This is a genomic window from Serratia sp. PL17 (genome assembly GCF_017832355.1).
GTDB lineage: Bacteria > Pseudomonadota > Gammaproteobacteria > Enterobacterales > Enterobacteriaceae > Serratia.
The window spans coordinates 517,751-533,798 of record NZ_JAFIBY010000003.1; the positions used below are offsets into that span (position 1 = coordinate 517,751).

General features: G+C 51.5%; 15 protein-coding genes and 1 tRNA gene. 8 read left to right on the forward strand and 8 right to left on the reverse strand.

The window, feature by feature from the left end; genetic code table 11:
* Complete coding sequence (yejF, locus tag JOE25_RS14015; RefSeq protein ID WP_209636094.1) at positions 1-1,593, forward strand: microcin C ABC transporter ATP-binding protein YejF; 1,593 nt, start codon at positions 1-3, stop codon at positions 1,591-1,593.
* 8 nt (positions 1,594-1,601) lie between these two features.
* Here yejF and JOE25_RS14020 read toward each other — a convergent pair whose 3' ends face one another.
* The 3 genes from JOE25_RS14020 to rsuA form a co-directional block, all read right to left on the reverse strand.
* Positions 1,602-1,946: a YejG family protein gene (locus JOE25_RS14020; RefSeq protein ID WP_209636096.1), complete on the reverse strand. Its 345-nt coding sequence runs from the start codon at positions 1,944-1,946 to the stop codon at positions 1,602-1,604.
* A gap of 605 nt (positions 1,947-2,551) precedes the next feature.
* On the reverse strand, positions 2,552-3,760 hold the full coding sequence (locus JOE25_RS14025) for a Bcr/CflA family multidrug efflux MFS transporter (protein WP_037420858.1): 1,209 nt from the start codon (positions 3,758-3,760) through the stop codon (positions 2,552-2,554).
* A 39-nt stretch (positions 3,761-3,799) separates the two neighbouring features.
* A complete protein-coding gene (gene rsuA, locus JOE25_RS14030) occupies positions 3,800-4,513 on the reverse strand; it encodes a 16S rRNA pseudouridine(516) synthase RsuA (RefSeq protein ID WP_209636098.1) in 714 nt (237 codons plus the stop codon).
* A 308-nt stretch (positions 4,514-4,821) separates the two neighbouring features.
* Between rsuA and JOE25_RS14035 the strand changes: the two genes are divergently transcribed.
* Positions 4,822-6,579 (forward strand): DEAD/DEAH box helicase, encoded by a 1,758-nt coding sequence (locus tag JOE25_RS14035; RefSeq protein ID WP_209636100.1) that lies wholly within the window; start codon positions 4,822-4,824, stop codon positions 6,577-6,579.
* Between the two features lie 206 nt (positions 6,580-6,785).
* Positions 6,786-7,070: a 50S ribosomal protein L25 gene (gene rplY, locus JOE25_RS14040; RefSeq protein WP_020827785.1), complete on the forward strand. Its 285-nt coding sequence runs from the start codon at positions 6,786-6,788 to the stop codon at positions 7,068-7,070.
* 84 nt (positions 7,071-7,154) lie between these two features.
* Here rplY and yejK read toward each other — a convergent pair whose 3' ends face one another.
* Positions 7,155-8,165 (reverse strand): nucleoid-associated protein YejK, encoded by a 1,011-nt coding sequence (gene yejK / locus JOE25_RS14045; RefSeq protein ID WP_209636102.1) that lies wholly within the window; start codon positions 8,163-8,165, stop codon positions 7,155-7,157.
* A 357-nt stretch (positions 8,166-8,522) separates the two neighbouring features.
* Between yejK and JOE25_RS14050 the strand changes: the two genes are divergently transcribed.
* The 5 genes from JOE25_RS14050 to JOE25_RS14070 all read left to right on the forward strand — a co-directional run bounded on the left by JOE25_RS14050 (position 8,523) and on the right by JOE25_RS14070 (position 11,524).
* A complete protein-coding gene (locus JOE25_RS14050) occupies positions 8,523-8,750 on the forward strand; it encodes a YejL family protein (RefSeq protein ID WP_006317912.1) in 228 nt (75 codons plus the stop codon).
* 9 nt (positions 8,751-8,759) lie between these two features.
* Entirely contained in the window at positions 8,760-10,541 is a 1,782-nt protein-coding gene (gene yejM, locus JOE25_RS14055; RefSeq protein ID WP_209636104.1) for an LPS biosynthesis-modulating metalloenzyme YejM, read from the forward strand.
* Positions 10,542-10,619: 78 nt separating this feature from the next.
* Positions 10,620-10,696, forward strand: a tRNA-Pro gene (locus tag JOE25_RS14060).
* A 343-nt stretch (positions 10,697-11,039) separates the two neighbouring features.
* A complete protein-coding gene (locus JOE25_RS14065; RefSeq protein ID WP_209636106.1) occupies positions 11,040-11,282 on the forward strand; it encodes a DinI family protein in 243 nt (80 codons plus the stop codon).
* The gene (locus tag JOE25_RS14070) at positions 11,282-11,524 is read left to right on the forward strand and encodes a hypothetical protein (protein ID WP_209636108.1); all 243 of its coding nucleotides are present in this window, start codon (positions 11,282-11,284) and stop codon (positions 11,522-11,524) included. The genes JOE25_RS14065 and JOE25_RS14070 overlap by 1 nt, the downstream gene beginning before the upstream one ends.
* A gap of 26 nt (positions 11,525-11,550) precedes the next feature.
* Here JOE25_RS14070 and JOE25_RS14075 read toward each other — a convergent pair whose 3' ends face one another.
* The 4 genes from JOE25_RS14075 to JOE25_RS14090 form a co-directional block, all read right to left on the reverse strand.
* Entirely contained in the window at positions 11,551-12,984 is a 1,434-nt protein-coding gene (locus tag JOE25_RS14075) for a prophage tail fiber N-terminal domain-containing protein (protein WP_209636110.1), read from the reverse strand.
* Positions 12,985-12,989: 5 nt separating this feature from the next.
* Complete coding sequence (locus JOE25_RS14080; protein WP_209636112.1) at positions 12,990-14,162, reverse strand: phage tail protein; 1,173 nt, start codon at positions 14,160-14,162, stop codon at positions 12,990-12,992.
* 49 nt (positions 14,163-14,211) lie between these two features.
* Positions 14,212-15,201 carry a DUF6453 family protein gene (locus JOE25_RS14085; protein ID WP_209636114.1) on the reverse strand — a complete coding sequence of 330 codons (990 nt, stop codon included), beginning with the start codon at positions 15,199-15,201 and terminating at the stop codon, positions 14,212-14,214.
* Position 15,202: 1 nt separating this feature from the next.
* A partial coding sequence (locus JOE25_RS14090; protein WP_209636116.1) for a DUF1983 domain-containing protein occupies positions 15,203-16,048 on the reverse strand: 846 nt, incomplete at its 5' end.

The following is a 16,048-nucleotide window of genomic DNA, read 5'->3' on the forward strand; positions in this document are numbered from 1 at the left end:
ATGGCTAGCTCTCCTTTGCTTTCAATTCAGGATCTCAGCGTCGCTTTCCGCCAGGGAGGTCAACTGAATCCGGTGGTCAATGGCATTTCATTGCAGATAGAAAAAGCAGAAACGCTGGCACTGGTGGGTGAATCCGGCTCGGGCAAAAGCGTCACGGCTTTATCGATACTGCGCCTGCTGCCGTCGCCTCCCGTGATCTATACCGGCGGTGATATCCAGTTTAATGGCCATTCGTTACTGCATGCGCCAGAGGCCGAACTCCGCAAGGTCCGCGGTAACCAGATTTCGATGATTTTCCAGGAGCCGATGGTGTCGCTCAATCCATTGCACACGATTGAGAAACAGCTGACGGAAGTGCTGGCGCTGCATCGCGGTATGCGACGCGACGTTGCGCGTGGTGAGGTTATCCAGTGTCTGGATCGCGTTGGTATCCGCAACGCTAAAGGCCGATTAAAAGACTACCCGCATCAACTTTCCGGCGGCGAACGTCAGCGGGTGATGATTGCCATGGCGGTGTTAACCCAGCCCAAACTGCTGATTGCCGATGAGCCCACTACCGCGCTCGATGTGACCATTCAGGCACAGATCCTGTCGTTATTGAAAGAGCTAAAGCAAGAGATGGGCATGGGGCTGCTGTTTATCACCCACAATCTGAATATTGTGCGCCGCCTGGCGGACAATGTGGCCGTGATGCGCCATGGCCATTGCGTCGAACAAAACAGCCGCTCCAATCTGTTCAGCAAGCCACAACACGCGTATACCCAGCAGTTGTTGGCGGCAGAAGATGTCGGTGTGCCATTACCGCTACCGGCAGATGCCGCGCCACTGCTGAAGGTGGAAAATCTGCAAGTCAGTTTCCCGATCAAACGCGGGCTGTTACGCCGTACGATTGATCACAATTACGCGCTGAAAGGGCTGAGTTTTGAATTAAGGGCGGGTGAAAGCATCGGCCTGGTGGGCGAATCTGGCTCAGGGAAAAGCACCACCGGGTTGGCGTTACTGCGCCTGCTGAACGCTGGCGGTGCGGTGTGGTTTAACGGTCAGCCGTTACACCAGTTCAACATGAAACAAATGCTGCCGTACCGTAGCCAAATGCAGATTGTGTTTCAGGATCCTTACTCTGCACTCAATCCGCGGCTGAATGTGCTGCAAATCATAGCCGAAGGGTTAGAGGTTCATCAGACGTTAAACGCCGAGCAACGAGAGCAACGGGTGATAGCTGTATTGCAGGAGGTCGGGCTGGATCCTGCCCTGCGCCACCGTTACCCGACCGAATTTTCCGGCGGGCAGCGTCAACGCATCGCCATCGCACGCGCGCTGATTTTACAGCCGCAGTTACTGATCCTGGATGAGCCGACCTCGTCGTTGGACAAATCGGTACAGGCACAAATCCTGACGCTGTTGAAATCGCTGCAGCAACGCCACCGGCTGGCCTATCTGTTTATCAGTCATGATTTACAGGTGGTGCGTTCACTGTGCCATCAAGTGATTGTGCTGCGGCAGGGAGAGGTGGTCGAACAAGGTGACTGCCAGACGATCTTTACTTCGCCCGCCGCCGCTTACACGCAGCAACTGTTACAGTTGGCGGACTAGCGACGGGATCAGAATGGGTATTGGGCGCTCATAGGTTCAGCAATCGCAGCGCCTACATTTTTTAAGCGGCACATGGTTGCGCTTTCGTCACAGCGTTGCACGAACAGGCAAGGTTGCCCTTCCCACTCCACAACGGCGCAATCCACCTGAATCTCTTGCAAAGACAGATTAAGCTGTTGCATAACCTGCCACGCATCAGCCCCTTCATGGCTGAGTAATTTCAGGCCAATCAGATTGTTATCTTCGTCTATTCCGCTGAGCGGAATGGGTTCAACCTTGATGCCGGTAAAACCTGATAGCCAACGATAACTTTGCGGCAAGCGATGCACTACCGAAAGTTGGATACTTTCCACATGAAATCCCTAGTTTGAAAAGATGAAACACTTTTTTCCTGACAGGCTTACTAAGTTATAGCCGCTGACTACCGACTCTGCCGCGTACAAATGTTATTTAAATGTAAATTTGTCACGACTAATTAACTTAGGCCTGCGCGTGCTGATGTCATGGTGTTTTCATGCGCCGTGCGGTGTCGTTTCACGGCATTTTGCGACTCAGCTCTCATTTTTGCGTTATATGTAACCCTTTCCCGTCCCGATCACAACTCTTTTTTCTTGCAATACGGCTACTTTTTGCTCTTTATAATTTTACATTGCAGAAACATTTAACCTCGAACATCAGAAGGTCACAATGAGATAACTCATTGATTATCATTATCGTTAAATCAAATTAAGCGTAATTTCCAGACAAAACATACCGCGTTACACCCTGCGGTTCTCCGGCATAGAACGAGCCTTATTTTTAACAAAAAAAACACAGCCCTCTCAGCGCACATTTAATTAGCACGCTGATGCTTAGCAGCCAGTTTTTTTGCCATTGGATATTTGAGAAGGGAGAGGACGGAAAGTTTACCCCACTCAAGCCCACATTTGTTGAGACCTTGAGTGGGGGTATAATCACATTACGGGGTAGCAGGCGAGGCTTTATGCCGTGGTCGGCTGGCATACAAATAGAACAGCACGGCAACGATACTGCACAACGCCATGGAGGAAACCATTGGCCATGCGCTCTTGCCCGGAGCCATAGCCAACACTGCCCCCACTAGTGCACCGATACTGAAACGCAGCGTCCCGGCCAGTGAAGAGGCCGTACCCGCCATATGCGGAAAATCATCCAGGATCACCGCCATGGCGTTTGATGAGATCATCGCGATACAGCCCAGATACACCGCAACGCCAATGACCAGCGCCCAGAAACCCAAGCCCACGGCACTCACCGCCAACAACCATAACCCCATCGCCAACTGAACAAACAGCCCCAGACGGAACATCTTGACCGCCCCCAGTCGCCTGACATTGCGGCTGTTGACCAACGTTGTCAGGAACAAAAACACAATGTTCAACGCAAAATAGTAGCCAAAGTGTTGTGGTGAAACGTTATTCAGTTCGATATACACAAACGGCCCGGCGCTGAGAAACGAGAACATACCGGCAAAGGAGAAGGCGCTGGCAAGCATATAGCTCAACACTCGCTTGTGGCGGAACAATGAACCGAAGTTGCCTAACGTGGTACGCAGATGGAATTTCTGCCGCCGCTCTTTGGGCAGCGTCTCCTTGATGAAGAACGCAACCAACAGCGAGCCGATCAGAGCTGCCGCACCCATCGTCCAGAAAATCGCATGCCAGCTGAACCACAACAGCAACGCACCGCCGATCATCGGGGCAAGCAGTGGGGCTATGGTCATCACCAGAATGACAAACGACATCATGCGCGAGAACTCATCCTTGGTGAACATATCGCGCATCAGGGCATTTATCACCACGCTGGCCGCCGCAGCCGACAGCCCGTGCAGGAAGCGCAGGTTGATCAGTTGATCGATCGACTGCGCCATCGCACAGGCTCCGCCGGCAATGGCGAAGATCAGCGTTCCCCACAGGATCACCGGTTTGCGGCCAATGCTGTCCGACATCGGTCCGTAGAACAGCTGCCCCAAAGCAAAACCGAGCATATAGGCGCTGAGCGTCATCTGCACGCTACCCGACTCTACGCCGAACTGTTTAGCAATCACCGGCATGCTGGGCAGGTACATGTCGATAGCCAACGGCATCAACATGGACAGCAGGCCCAGAATAAAAATCAAACCGAGGTGAGATGACCGGTTCTGTAGCACGTTCGACGACTCCTTCATCAGCCGTAGTGTAATAATGAATTAATCCTGCAGATGCGGTGCACCCACGCTGGCAATTTCTTCTTCGGTCAATGGACGGTATTCGCCCTCAGCCAAATCGTCATCCATCACGATGGCACCGATACGTTCACGATGCAGCTCGAGAACGCGGTTACCGACTGCCGCAAACATACGTTTAACCTGGTGATAACGCCCTTCGCTGATGGTCAAACGCACCAGTTTGTCTTCAATTTTTTCCAGTTGCGCAGGCCGTGTCAGATCTTTTTCGTTATGCAGCTGCACACCTTCAGCAAATTGCTGCGCAGTATCGTCCGCCAGTGGATGTTCCAGCGTCACCAAATAGGTTTTTTCACAATGATGCTTTGGCGAGGTAATACGGTGTGACCATTGACCGTCATCGGTCATCAGCACCAAACCGGTGGTATCAATGTCCAGGCGGCCAGCAGCATGAAGCTTGTAGGCAACCGGCTCATCGAGAAAATACAGCACCGTCGGGTGATCGGGATCGTCTGTAGAACAGACGTAACCCTGTGGTTTGTTCAGCATAAAGTAACGTGGGCCGTTCTGACGCTGCAGAGGATTACCGTCAAACGCCACTTCCTGCTCCGGCGTCAACTTAAGTGCGCCGCTCTTCACCACTTCACCGTCCACGGTGACGCGTTTTGCCCGAAGTTCACGCGCTACCAGCGCGCGGCTAACACCTAACTGTTGAGATAAAAACTTGTCCAGTCGCATTGAATCTGCTTTGCCTGTCGTTGTTATGATCGCATTGATCGTATTGCTAAAATATGACACCCGCAGTTGCACCAAATGCAACAGGGCAGGATCGAAGGGGGGGAAACAGCGATTACTGTCACACGAGTATAGCGGCGGAAACGGCCCCCTGACAGAGGTAATTTCCACATGTCTCGCACCGCGAGCGCTCAGAAGGCATAATATAGAAATTATTTGGCCGTCAGGGGAGTAAAATGTCACTGTTTTTTTGGGTTCAGATGTTACAAAACCTGTTCCTGACAGCCCCAATCAATTCAAGGCGTTAATTTATGGCCTTTACTCTACGCCCCTATCAGTTGGAAGCCGTCGAAGCCACCATCAAACATTTCCGCCAGCATCCGCAACCGGCGCTGATCGTGCTGCCAACCGGCGCGGGCAAAAGCCTGGTGATTGCCGAACTGGCGAAACGCGCTCGCGGCCGCGTCTTGGTGCTGGCCCACGTAAAGGAACTCGTGGCACAAAACCACGCTAAATACTGCGCCTATGGGCTGGATGCAGATATCTTTGCTGCCGGGCTACAGCAAAAGGACAGTGCCGGTAAGGTGGTGTTCGGCAGCGTCCAGTCTGTGGCGCGTAACTTGCCGCTGTTCGACGGCGCCTTTTCCCTGCTGATTATCGACGAATGTCACCGCATCAGCGACGATGACGACAGCCAATACCAACAGATTATCCAGCATCTGCAAAAAACCAATCCGCAGTTACGCCTGCTGGGCCTGACTGCAACCCCTTACCGGCTGGGCAAAGGCTGGATTTATCAGTACCACTATCATGGTATTACTCGCGGCGATGCCAGCAGCCTGTTTCGCGACTGCATTTATGAGTTGCCGCTGCGTTATATGATCAAGAATGGCTATTTGGTCCCGCCGGAACGGCTGGATATGCCCATCGTACAGTATGATTTCAGCCGCCTGGAGGCCAGAAGCAACGGATTGTTCAGTGAAGTTGACCTGAACCGTGAGCTAAAACAACAAAATCGCATCACGCCACACATCATCAGCCAGATCGTTGAATACGCTGAAACCCGCAAGGGAGTGATGATTTTTGCCTCCACCGTTGAACACGCACGTGAAATTCACGGCTTGCTGCCAGCGGGCGAAGCCGCACTGGTCAGCGCCGAAACCCCTGCCGCCGAGCGTGATGCACTGATTGAGGCGTTCAAACAGCAACAGTTGCGCTATTTGGTCAATGTGGCGGTGTTAACCACCGGTTTTGATGCACCGCACGTCGATCTGATCGCCATCTTGCGCCCGACGGAATCCGTCAGCCTGTATCAACAAATTGTCGGGCGTGGGCTGCGGTTATCACCCGGTAAAGAGGATTGTCTGATCCTCGATTATGCCGGTAATCCACACGATCTGTTCACGCCGGAAGTGGGCGTCAGTAAGCCACACAGTGATAGCCAACCGGTACAGGTGTTCTGTCCCGGCTGCGGTTTCGCCAACCTGTTTTGGGGCAAATGCACCGAGAATGGCGATATCATCGAACACTACGGGCGCCGCTGCCAAGGCTGGCTGGAGGACGATGAAGGCCATCGCGAGCAATGCGACTACCGTTTCCGCTTCAAAATTTGCCCGCACTGCGGCGCAGAAAACGACATTGCGGCCCGCCGCTGCCACCAGTGCCAAGAGGTGTTAGTCGATCCCGATGATATGCTGAAGGCAGCGCTGAAATTAAAAGATGCTCTGGTGCTACGCTGTGGCGGCATGGAATTGCAAAGCGGTCGCGATGAAAAAGGCGAATGGTTGAAGGCCACCTATTACGACGAAGAGGGCACCAGCACCGGTGAACGTTTCCGGTTACAGACACCGGCGCAGCGTAAAGCCTTCGAGATGCTGTTCTTACGCCCCCACCAGCGCGCACCGGGGGTGCCGTTCAGTTGGCAAACGGCTGCCGACGTGCTGGCTCAACAAACATTGCTGCGCCATCCGGATTTCGTGGTGGCACGCAAGCGCGGGCAATTCTGGCAGGTGCGGGAAAAAGTGTTCGATTATCAAGGCCGCTTCCGCCGTGCCAATGAACTGTATTGATGTTGGTTGCAGGCACATCGGGTAGGTTTCCATTGCCCTGTGGCCGGCTTTCCGTTAAAATGCCGCCCGCTTTGCCTGGGTTCGCCCGGCGCTAAAGCAGGTTATACCTTACGCATTACAGGCTAGCGTCTGGACGGCAACGGGTAAATCGAACTTGCTACTGGGTCGCCTGTAGCAGGGTAAATTTTCTTTTAAGAGAAAAAACAATGTTCACTATCAATGTAGAAGTACGTAAAGACCAGGGTAAGGGTGCGAGCCGCCGCCTGCGTGCAGCAAATAAATTCCCAGCTATCGTTTACGGTGGCGAAGAAGCTCCAGTTTCCATCGAGCTGGACCATGATTCTGTTAAGAACATGGAAGCCAAAGCAGAATTCTACAGCGAAGCTGTAACTCTGGTTATCGACGGTAAAGAAACCAAAGTTAAAGTTCAGGCTGTACAGCGTCACCCGTTCAAGCCGAAGCTGACCCACATCGACTTCGTTCGCGCGTAATCGCAACGTATTCGAGCTTTTCGGGACGCCGAAGTAAAAAACGCCGCAATTGCGGCGTTTTTTATTGTCTGCGATCCGGCGACATCATTTGTTGCCGCTGTTCAACCGACGCTGTAACTGATCGCGCAGGTTCGGCGGCGTGCCTTTGATCGTCAATGTGTCAGTGGCCGCATCCCAGAAAACGCGCTCCCCCAACAACATGGCGTCAAAGTTCATGCTGATACCGCCGCCGCTGCCGGCAAATTTAGTCAACTGGCGCAGCGTACCGCGATCGGCAGGGAAGCTGTCTTCCAACTGATAACCCTGCTCGCTGGAGAACTGCATAAAGTCTTTTTCGCCTACCGGCGCGATCTCTTTCGACAGTTCTTGCAGTTCAATCTCTTCACCCGCCTGCAACTGTTCATTGCAATAGCTGTAAACCTGCTGACGCACCGACTGACGCTCGTTTTTATCCAACTGCGCGTCGGCGCAATAGTCATCAACGGCCTGCAGTAAACCCCGGTTTTGGGCCTTGGTGTCCAACCCTTCAGACGCCGCCAGGAAGTCCATGAAGAAATCGGAGACCTTACGGCCTACGCGCCCTTTCAGGAACGTCAGATAGCGGGTCGATTCTGGATTGGTTTCCCACTCGGTCAGATCGATACGCGCCACGATATCGGCATGATTGATATCCAGATAATGGGTGGTGTTGATATCCAGCTCTTCATTTACACGCGAACTGTTACGGCTGTTCAGCACCGCGATCAGCAAGTACTCCACTGCCAGGTAACGGTACTGGCCGAACAGCACTACGCCACCTTCAGCAAACGGATACTTGGCCAGTTCATCGCGCAGACGGCCCGTCGCCGCACGGCTGAAAGCCAGAAAGTCCTTATCTTCCTTCCGGCAGGTGCGCAGCGCATCCGCCAGCTCACTGCCTTCATTGAACAGGCCATAGGCCTTGCTCTTGGCACTGTAGACACGGTGCAGCTCTTCCATCATCTCTTCCACCGCCGCATTGGTGGGAAGCAGAGAGTCGCGCAGCACTACGTCCAGCGTTTGTTCGTCGCGTTTGACCAACTGGTGCAGAGCGATCTGGTCGATATCCAGACTCATGGTAATTCCTCCTGTTCTTTAGCCGCGTATTCAAACACTGAAGTCCCCGCCCTGCAACTTTTAAGACCGGTAAAAAGGTGAAATTGAACGGGCAATTTCCCAGGGTATTGGCGCTGCCGCAAGACGAAAAAGGTGGGAGTCCTGATGAACGCAGGCCAGTTCGTTGTTGTTGGGCTAAGGCTGATAGGTGCAGATTTGAACGCTGCGTGCAGGGGGAGATCCCTCAGACGATACGAGGAATCCAAAATAGCCGGCACTGCTGATGCACCAAGTATGAAGGGGATCGATAAAAGAGCGGAAAATCACTGCCCTATACGGTAAGATATGGGACTTTGTCAGGCTACGAAGCGCAATTTTATGCCACAATCATCCCGTTACAGTGACGAACACGTTGAACAGCTGCTCTCTGAGCTGGTTAATGTTCTGGAAAAACACCATACTCCCACCGATCTCTCTCTGATGGTGCTGGGCAACATGGTAACTAATCTGATCAACACCAGTGTTGCTCCCGCGCAGCGGAAAACATTGGCAAGATCGTTTGCAGAAGCTCTGCAAGCTTCTATTCGTGAAGATAAAGCGCATTAATAAATAATTATGGTGACAAACCGTCAGCGTTATCGTGAAAAAGTCTCCCAGATGATTAGCTGGGGGCACTGGTTCGCCTTATTCAATATTCTGCTTGCCCTCGGGCTAGGCAGCCGCTACCTGTTTGTCACCGACTGGCCCTCTTCCCTGCTGGGTCGGGTTTATGCCCTGGTCAGCTTACTGGGGCATTTCAGCTTTATCGTTTTCGCTGGCTACCTGTTGGTGATATTCCCGCTCACCTTTGTGGTGATGTCGCAGCGGTTGCTGCGGTTTATTTCCGCCGCGTTGGCCACGACCGGGCTCACCTTACTGCTGGTAGACAGCGAAGTGTTTACGCACTTCCACCTTCACCTTAATCCGGTCGTATGGGAACTGGTGATCAACCCCGACCAGAGTGAGCTCGCGCGTGACTGGCAGCTGATGTTTATCTGCGTGCCCGTTATCTTCCTGGTGGAGATGTTGTTTGGTACCTGGAGCTGGCAAAAGCTGCGCAGCCTGAACCGTCAACGTTTCGGCAAGCCACTGGCCGTGCTGTTCATCAGTGCCTTTTTTGCATCGCACCTGATTTATATTTGGGCTGACGCCAATTTTTATCGCCCGATCACCATGCAGCGTGCCAATCTGCCGCTGTCATACCCAATGACCGCGCGAAAATTCCTTGAGAAACACGGGCTGCTCGATTCGCAAGAATATGAACGCCGCTTGGTGCAGCAAGGGAATCCAGAGGCCGTTGCGGTTGAATACCCGCTTAGCGACCTTAGCTATAGCGACAAAGGCAGTGGTTATAACCTGTTGATGATCGTGGTGGATGGCGTACGGGAGCAGGACATGAAGCAGGATATGCCTGCCCTTACCCGTTTCGCACAGGAAAATGTCCGTTTCAGCGATCACTACAGCTCAGGTAATCATGCGGACACGGGTCTGTTTGGTCTGTTCTACGGCATTTCACCAACCTATCTGGACAGCATCCTTGCGTCACGCAAACCCTCAGCGCTGGTCAGTGCGCTCAGCGCCCAAGGGTATCAGTTTGGTTTGTTCTCATCTGATGGCTTCAATGCCAGCCTTTACCGACAGGCGCTGCTGACAGACTTCTCGCTGCCTACACCGATCAAGCAAAACGATGCGGTCACCACGCAGCAGTGGCAAAACTGGCTGACCGACCAGAGCGGCAATGGCCCGTGGTTCTCTTACATCAATTTCCGCGGCGCCGAACCTGCGGCCGATGAGAAAACCCCTGCCCCCGCCGATTTTATTCAGCGTTACCGCGCAGGCGCGCAAGATGTGGACGCACAAATTGCACAGGTCATCAGCACGCTGAAAGAACGCGGCATGCTGGATAAAACCGTTGTGGTGATTACGGCAGAACACGGCGTTGAGTTTAATGATACCGGCAAAGGCAATTGGGGGGCTGGCAGCAGTTTCAACCAGCAACAGTTACAAGTGCCGTTGATCATCCACTGGCCAGGCACTCCGGCGCAGACCATTAATAAACTGACCGGTCATAACGACGTCATGCGCACCCTGATGCAACGCCTGCTGCACGTGAAAACCGCCCCTAATGACTATTCTCAAGGGGAAGACCTGTTTACCGCGCAGCGCAGGAACAACTGGATTGCCACGGGTGATAACAATCTGTTAGTTATCACCACACCAACGCAAACCCTGGTGTTGGACAACAATGGCACCTACCGCGCATACGACAAGAATGACAACGAGATAAAAGACGAGAAGCCGCAACTTGCCCTGCTGCTGCAGGTGCTGACCGACGTGAAACGTTTCATCGCCAACTAACTGCTTAAAATACAAGCAGTCAGGCGTATGTACTCTTGCTTTGGCGTTTGGAACAGGTAGTATAATTTTCCATAGTATCGGCATGTAGCGCAGCTTGGTAGCGCACCGTCATGGGGTGTCGGGGGTCGGAGGTTCGAATCCTCTCATGCCGACCAAAAATACTTAGAAAAACCAACCCGTTGCGGTTGGTTTTTTTATGCCTTAAATTTTAACATGGTAAAAAGATGGTAAACCCATGGTAAAACTACCGACGAAATGAGTGATCGAACTCAATACGTCTATACCGTAATGAGCCTCTTTTTGTCACACCTGCCCAGCACTGCTTATCTTATGTTTTTACAGTGTTTTTTCTCTTTACAGAAAAACCTACTCCCGCTCAGAAACACCCATTTTTGCACTATCCATGCCCCATTTATGCCCCATTGGCACGCTGAGCATTGAAAAAATCACCCACCCGAATATACTGTATAAAATCACAGTTAAATTAAGGGCGCATAAATGTTCGTAGAACTCGTATTTGATAAACGCAATGTTGCAGAACTCCCTGGTGCTGCTGAAATGATCAAAGCAGAACTGACCAAACGGGTTCACGGTATTTTTCCTGCCGCTGACGTTCGGGTAAAACCAATGCAGGCAAATAGCCTGAACACCGACGCCAGTAAAAGCGACAAAGAAAAGCTCAATAGGATGTTGGAGGAGATGTTCGAAGAAGCCGATGAGTGGCTGGTCACTGATATCTGATGGGCAGCTTCAGAATAGGCGCTAAACAGATCTTCTTTCTAACAGAAAATGAACGGTTCCCTTCGCCTGATCACAACAGCGCGATCATGCTGGCGATTAGAGAAGATGAAGAGGGTCAGGGCTGGCTGTACACTCATCACACCCGAGACTGGCGATTGGTTTCAGAAACACCATACCCTACAGAGAACCTGGCGTTAGAAGCTGCGCTCGCTTTCGAAATAGACGTACTCTATAAAAAATAGCCGGGGTATGTCCCGGCCTCTAATCGTTAAGGCTCGCTTGCTTGTGCTTCTATCTCTTCTGCCACTGGCATTGCTAAACGCAAGTCAATCCAGCGCCCCTCCGGGATATCCATCGGATCACCGGCCACAATCGCGGCTGTATCAATGTCAAAGCGTCGCTTGCTGACTTTCACATAGATTGTGCCGTCCTTGCCAGTGCTGGTTTCCACAAAGCACAGGCGGTTACCGTTAACGTCCTGGGGCACTTCGATGTTCCAGCCTTCCTCGGCAAAGCCTAACGAACCGGTCACTTTGTAGACCCCGACAGACACCCGCTCAGCAGTTACACCTTCAGCCTCACCGTTCACGGCCACGCTACCTGCCAAGGTAAATCCGTCCAGGTAATCATCCGCCATTTTTTCAGGTGAGCCAGATAACCTGGCAATAGGCGATGCTTTCTTGATGAAGCCGTTACTGTCTACCGTCGTGTTAGCCTCAGACCACATCCACAGCCAAGGCGTAAAAGCTGAACCAGTCCAACCACGGACTGCTATTTTTCCAAGCTGGTTGCCATTGGCCCCGTAGCCAAAGCAGGTTTGCACTGTGCGATAACTCTCGTCGGTTTCGGCTTGCGTAACCGCCCACGAACGCGTATCGAGAAAATAAGTTCCGGTGTCTTTAAATGGATTCCCTAGTGGGTCTGTCGCCACATACCCCCGGCGGCTTCTCATCTGTCTGCCAAAATCACCTCGATTGGCTGCCGTTACACCTTTTGTCAGCCCCCAGTCTTTTAGGTTAGGGATATCTTCGACCGTTGGCTTATCTAAATCACTAAACAACCTTGTCCAGGTAACTACGCCGGGTGATACGGTGGTGGATGAACCAACCCAGGATTGACGCCCGACGGCTATGGCAAGGTATGCGCAACTTGGGCCACCATCGACCGGCATCGACATAACCGCGCCAGAGACGTTACCGGGCCTATTAGCCGTCGCTACCGTGTATCGCTGTATCGACGACTTATTGTCTTTCGAAAAGGCATCACTCGTATGAATTGGTCCAGAACCAAAACCAGCAGATACGACGGGCTTAACATTATCAGCAGAGTTTTGTTCACTGACCTTTGCCGCAGCAGCGGATTTTGCTGCGTCAGCTCTCATGGCATCGACGGTTTGAACTATTTCTGGCGTGATGTCGCTTTCACCAGGACGACGCAGGAAGTCATTAAGTGAGCCTGGCAGCGAGTCCGCATAAACTTCTATTGTGCCTACCCGTTCAGGCTGAGCACCATAGACAGAAATAATTACTTCATACGCACCAGGCTCAACATTAAGCGAATACAGGCCAGTATCGTCGGTGACAGACTGCGACTTTGCCAGATTCAGTACCGTTGACGATGTTTTCATTGAGCGCATCGTAATGGTTACGCCGGAGCGAGAATCACCGTAAGGTCCCTTTAATACACCGCTAATTAATGTCATGTTTTCTATTTCTCCATATTGGTTGGCATTTCTACACGCAGATCAACCCAGCGCCCCTTTGGAATATCGATCGGCATCCCTTCTTCATATCCCAACACTTCATTGCGGGCGAATTCCGGCGCAGTCGGGTACGTACGGTGGTAAGTTTTGATCAGCAGATCACCGGTTGGCTCTACCTCGTAATCCACCCAGATTAGCGGCTGCTTGTTGCGGTCGAGCGGTACTTCAATACCACCATCAGAACCGCCCCACTGCGCATCAGAATTAAATCCTAACGTGCCGGATACACGGTAAATACCCTCGCTCACTCGTTCAGTGGAAACTCCTTGACTTTCTTCGTTGAGTTCACAGGTTCCGTCACCGAATAATTTAACGATTGGCGATGCCTTTTTTAGAAATCCGTTTCCATCAACCGTTGTATTTCTTGTTGACCACAAATCATATGCACCAACGAAATTATTGTTGATGTTTAACGCAATCCTTGCGAGTCCCGTTGTGGTGATCTGCAAATGCGCATACCATCGACCATCTGCACCATTTCCTGATGTATCACCATTTGACATGGTGAATACAAAACCCCACTTATCAGGCGAACCCCAAAGGTTATTATCGAATGTCGTAACGCCGGGGTATTGCCAGTTCTGGCCAGAGTTAATACTCGTCGTGAATAAATTTCGCGCTGTACTACTACCTGTGCCGCCCTGGTTAATGGGCACTACGCCATTAACTTTATCCGCTTTTTTCTCTAAAGCTGAATTATCTGCCTTAGATTTCAGTGATTCTGTTAATGCCTTCCAGGCCGGGCCGGTAAACGTACTGCCGTCAGGTAATTTAACCGTAATATCCCCAGTTCCGCTGAATAGTTGCTGCCAGTTATCTTTGTCGAGGTTTAGACCGCGCAACGCTTTGGCTGTCTCCGCTGCCAGTTGGGCGGTGATAAGGTTCATCGCGTCGCGCGGTACGGCATACCAGGCGGCCCCGGCCTGCGTCGGTCCGTCATAAGCTTTAATCAGAGTGACCTGCGTGGCGCTATCAACAGTCTTCACCGGCAGTGTATAGGTTACGCCGCCGACAGCGCTTACAATGAAATCACCGGCTTTCAGCTCGGTATTGAATGCCGTTCCTGCGCCCTTCACTACGGCAGAGTTGTTCGTTAGGGTTAGAGTGCCTGCTGGCATAATGCTCTCCTGAATTTTGGCATTAAAAAACCGGCTCAATGGCCGGTTGTTAGAAGTAGTGGTCAGCGTTAATAACCATTAGCGGCATTTGGGACGAATACCATCGCGTTGATACATTCCATTTCGTTTGTATTTTAGCTCCGGAATCAGCACGCCAGAATTGAACCGACGAACCGTTAAATCTATAGCCACAACTGTAATAGTTATAATAGCCACCACTCATTTCTGAGTTGCCACGCATAAATGCATTAACTGCAAGCGGTATCATAGGTCTCGCAATACCCGTATTGACCAAATCGTCTGGGTTTGCACCCACATTTACTGAGCGCCCATCCCAGAGCAAAGGCTCACAGTCACTCGTAAATGTGTTATTCCCAGTGGTGTTTTTAATCAACATACCGTAACCACTTGGTGTAGGTGGGTAATATCCGCTATTCATAATTACCACCTGCACACTGGCAGTCGTTCGGAAAGGCTCGCCACTGCCATTATCACGCGATACAGTTAATTCATTAGATTCAACAGAATGATATACAGACACACCAGGATCATCACAGCGGACATAAACAATTTTTGTATTGTCATTTTGAACCGTTGGCAGAGTCCATTGCCCATTTATAGTAACGTTCCCTTTCCATGCAACAAAACCGAGCCGCTGTGCACTGTTTATGCTTATCCAATCAACAGAGTTTTGGATCATTATCCCGTAAGCCCCTGAAACTGATTGCGGTTGCTGGACTTGATATATGCTGAATTCGGTAAAAAATGCCTGATTATTTGCCGAGGAAAAATCAACGATGATTCTTCCTCCATCCGTGCGCCAGCCCGTGATCCCTCCGTAAAATGGCGGATTGGTCGAACTACCAAAGATATAGCCCGTCTGACCAACGATAAAGACCGGGTTTCCAGGAACATAATCCGAGGGAGTATATATTTTCTGTCTATTTCCATCGGCCCAAGGTTCTTTATCGTTGGCTAACAGCGAAGGGCTATTCACTGCTGCCAACTCTTTGCCATTCACAACAATTCCATAGGCCATATTAAAGCCTCCCCATCCTTACGCGCAGATTGCCGCCAGCGTCATAAACGTTAATCTGATCGCCGCGTATCTCCATCCGGCCATTGCCATCACCGCCGTTAATCTGAATCTGCCCTGCGCCAGATCCGCTTTTATCCAGTCTCCATCCGCTGGTAGCGCTAAAATTATCAGACTGGATAAATCCGCTAATTTTGGCATTCACAATAGCCCCGTCTTTAATATGAGCAGTATCAATAGACGCTTTTTGAATAAACGCATCACTTAGAAATGCCTGCCCATTAATTACTGCAAAAGGAGAGTATTGTGTGTCGCCGATACCACTCATCAGCACAAACTGATTTGCATTGAAACCAATGCGAGTTATTACCGGCTTGCCAGTTTCTGCCAACACTGCGATCGACATGCCTGCACTATAGAAAACGTCGTTAATGCGAATGCCAGCTTTCAACGTATGGATAGCCGTTGCGCCGTCGGCGTCGACCGTGGCTGTCAGTTTGTCCTCAAGTACCGCCGTCACATCGTCTATCTGGACCTGAACTTGTGTTCTCAACTCCGCCAAGCCGCGATCAACTTCCGCTATGGTAGTTTTTACAATGAGGATATCGGCACGCACCGTGCCATACTGCGCCCACTGATGCTCTACCGTCGCGTTGTTGGCCAGCGCATTCTGAATGATGGCCTCAATGTTTGTATCAATGTCGCCAGTAAGGCGGTCACCGTCTTTATCCGTCAGGAAACCATCACCAATACTCTCAAGATAGTCATCAGCGTTCGCGTTAGACTGCCCCTTAATCCAGCCGGTCCAATCTCCGATATTACCGGTCCTGTCCTGTAGACGTGCACGAAA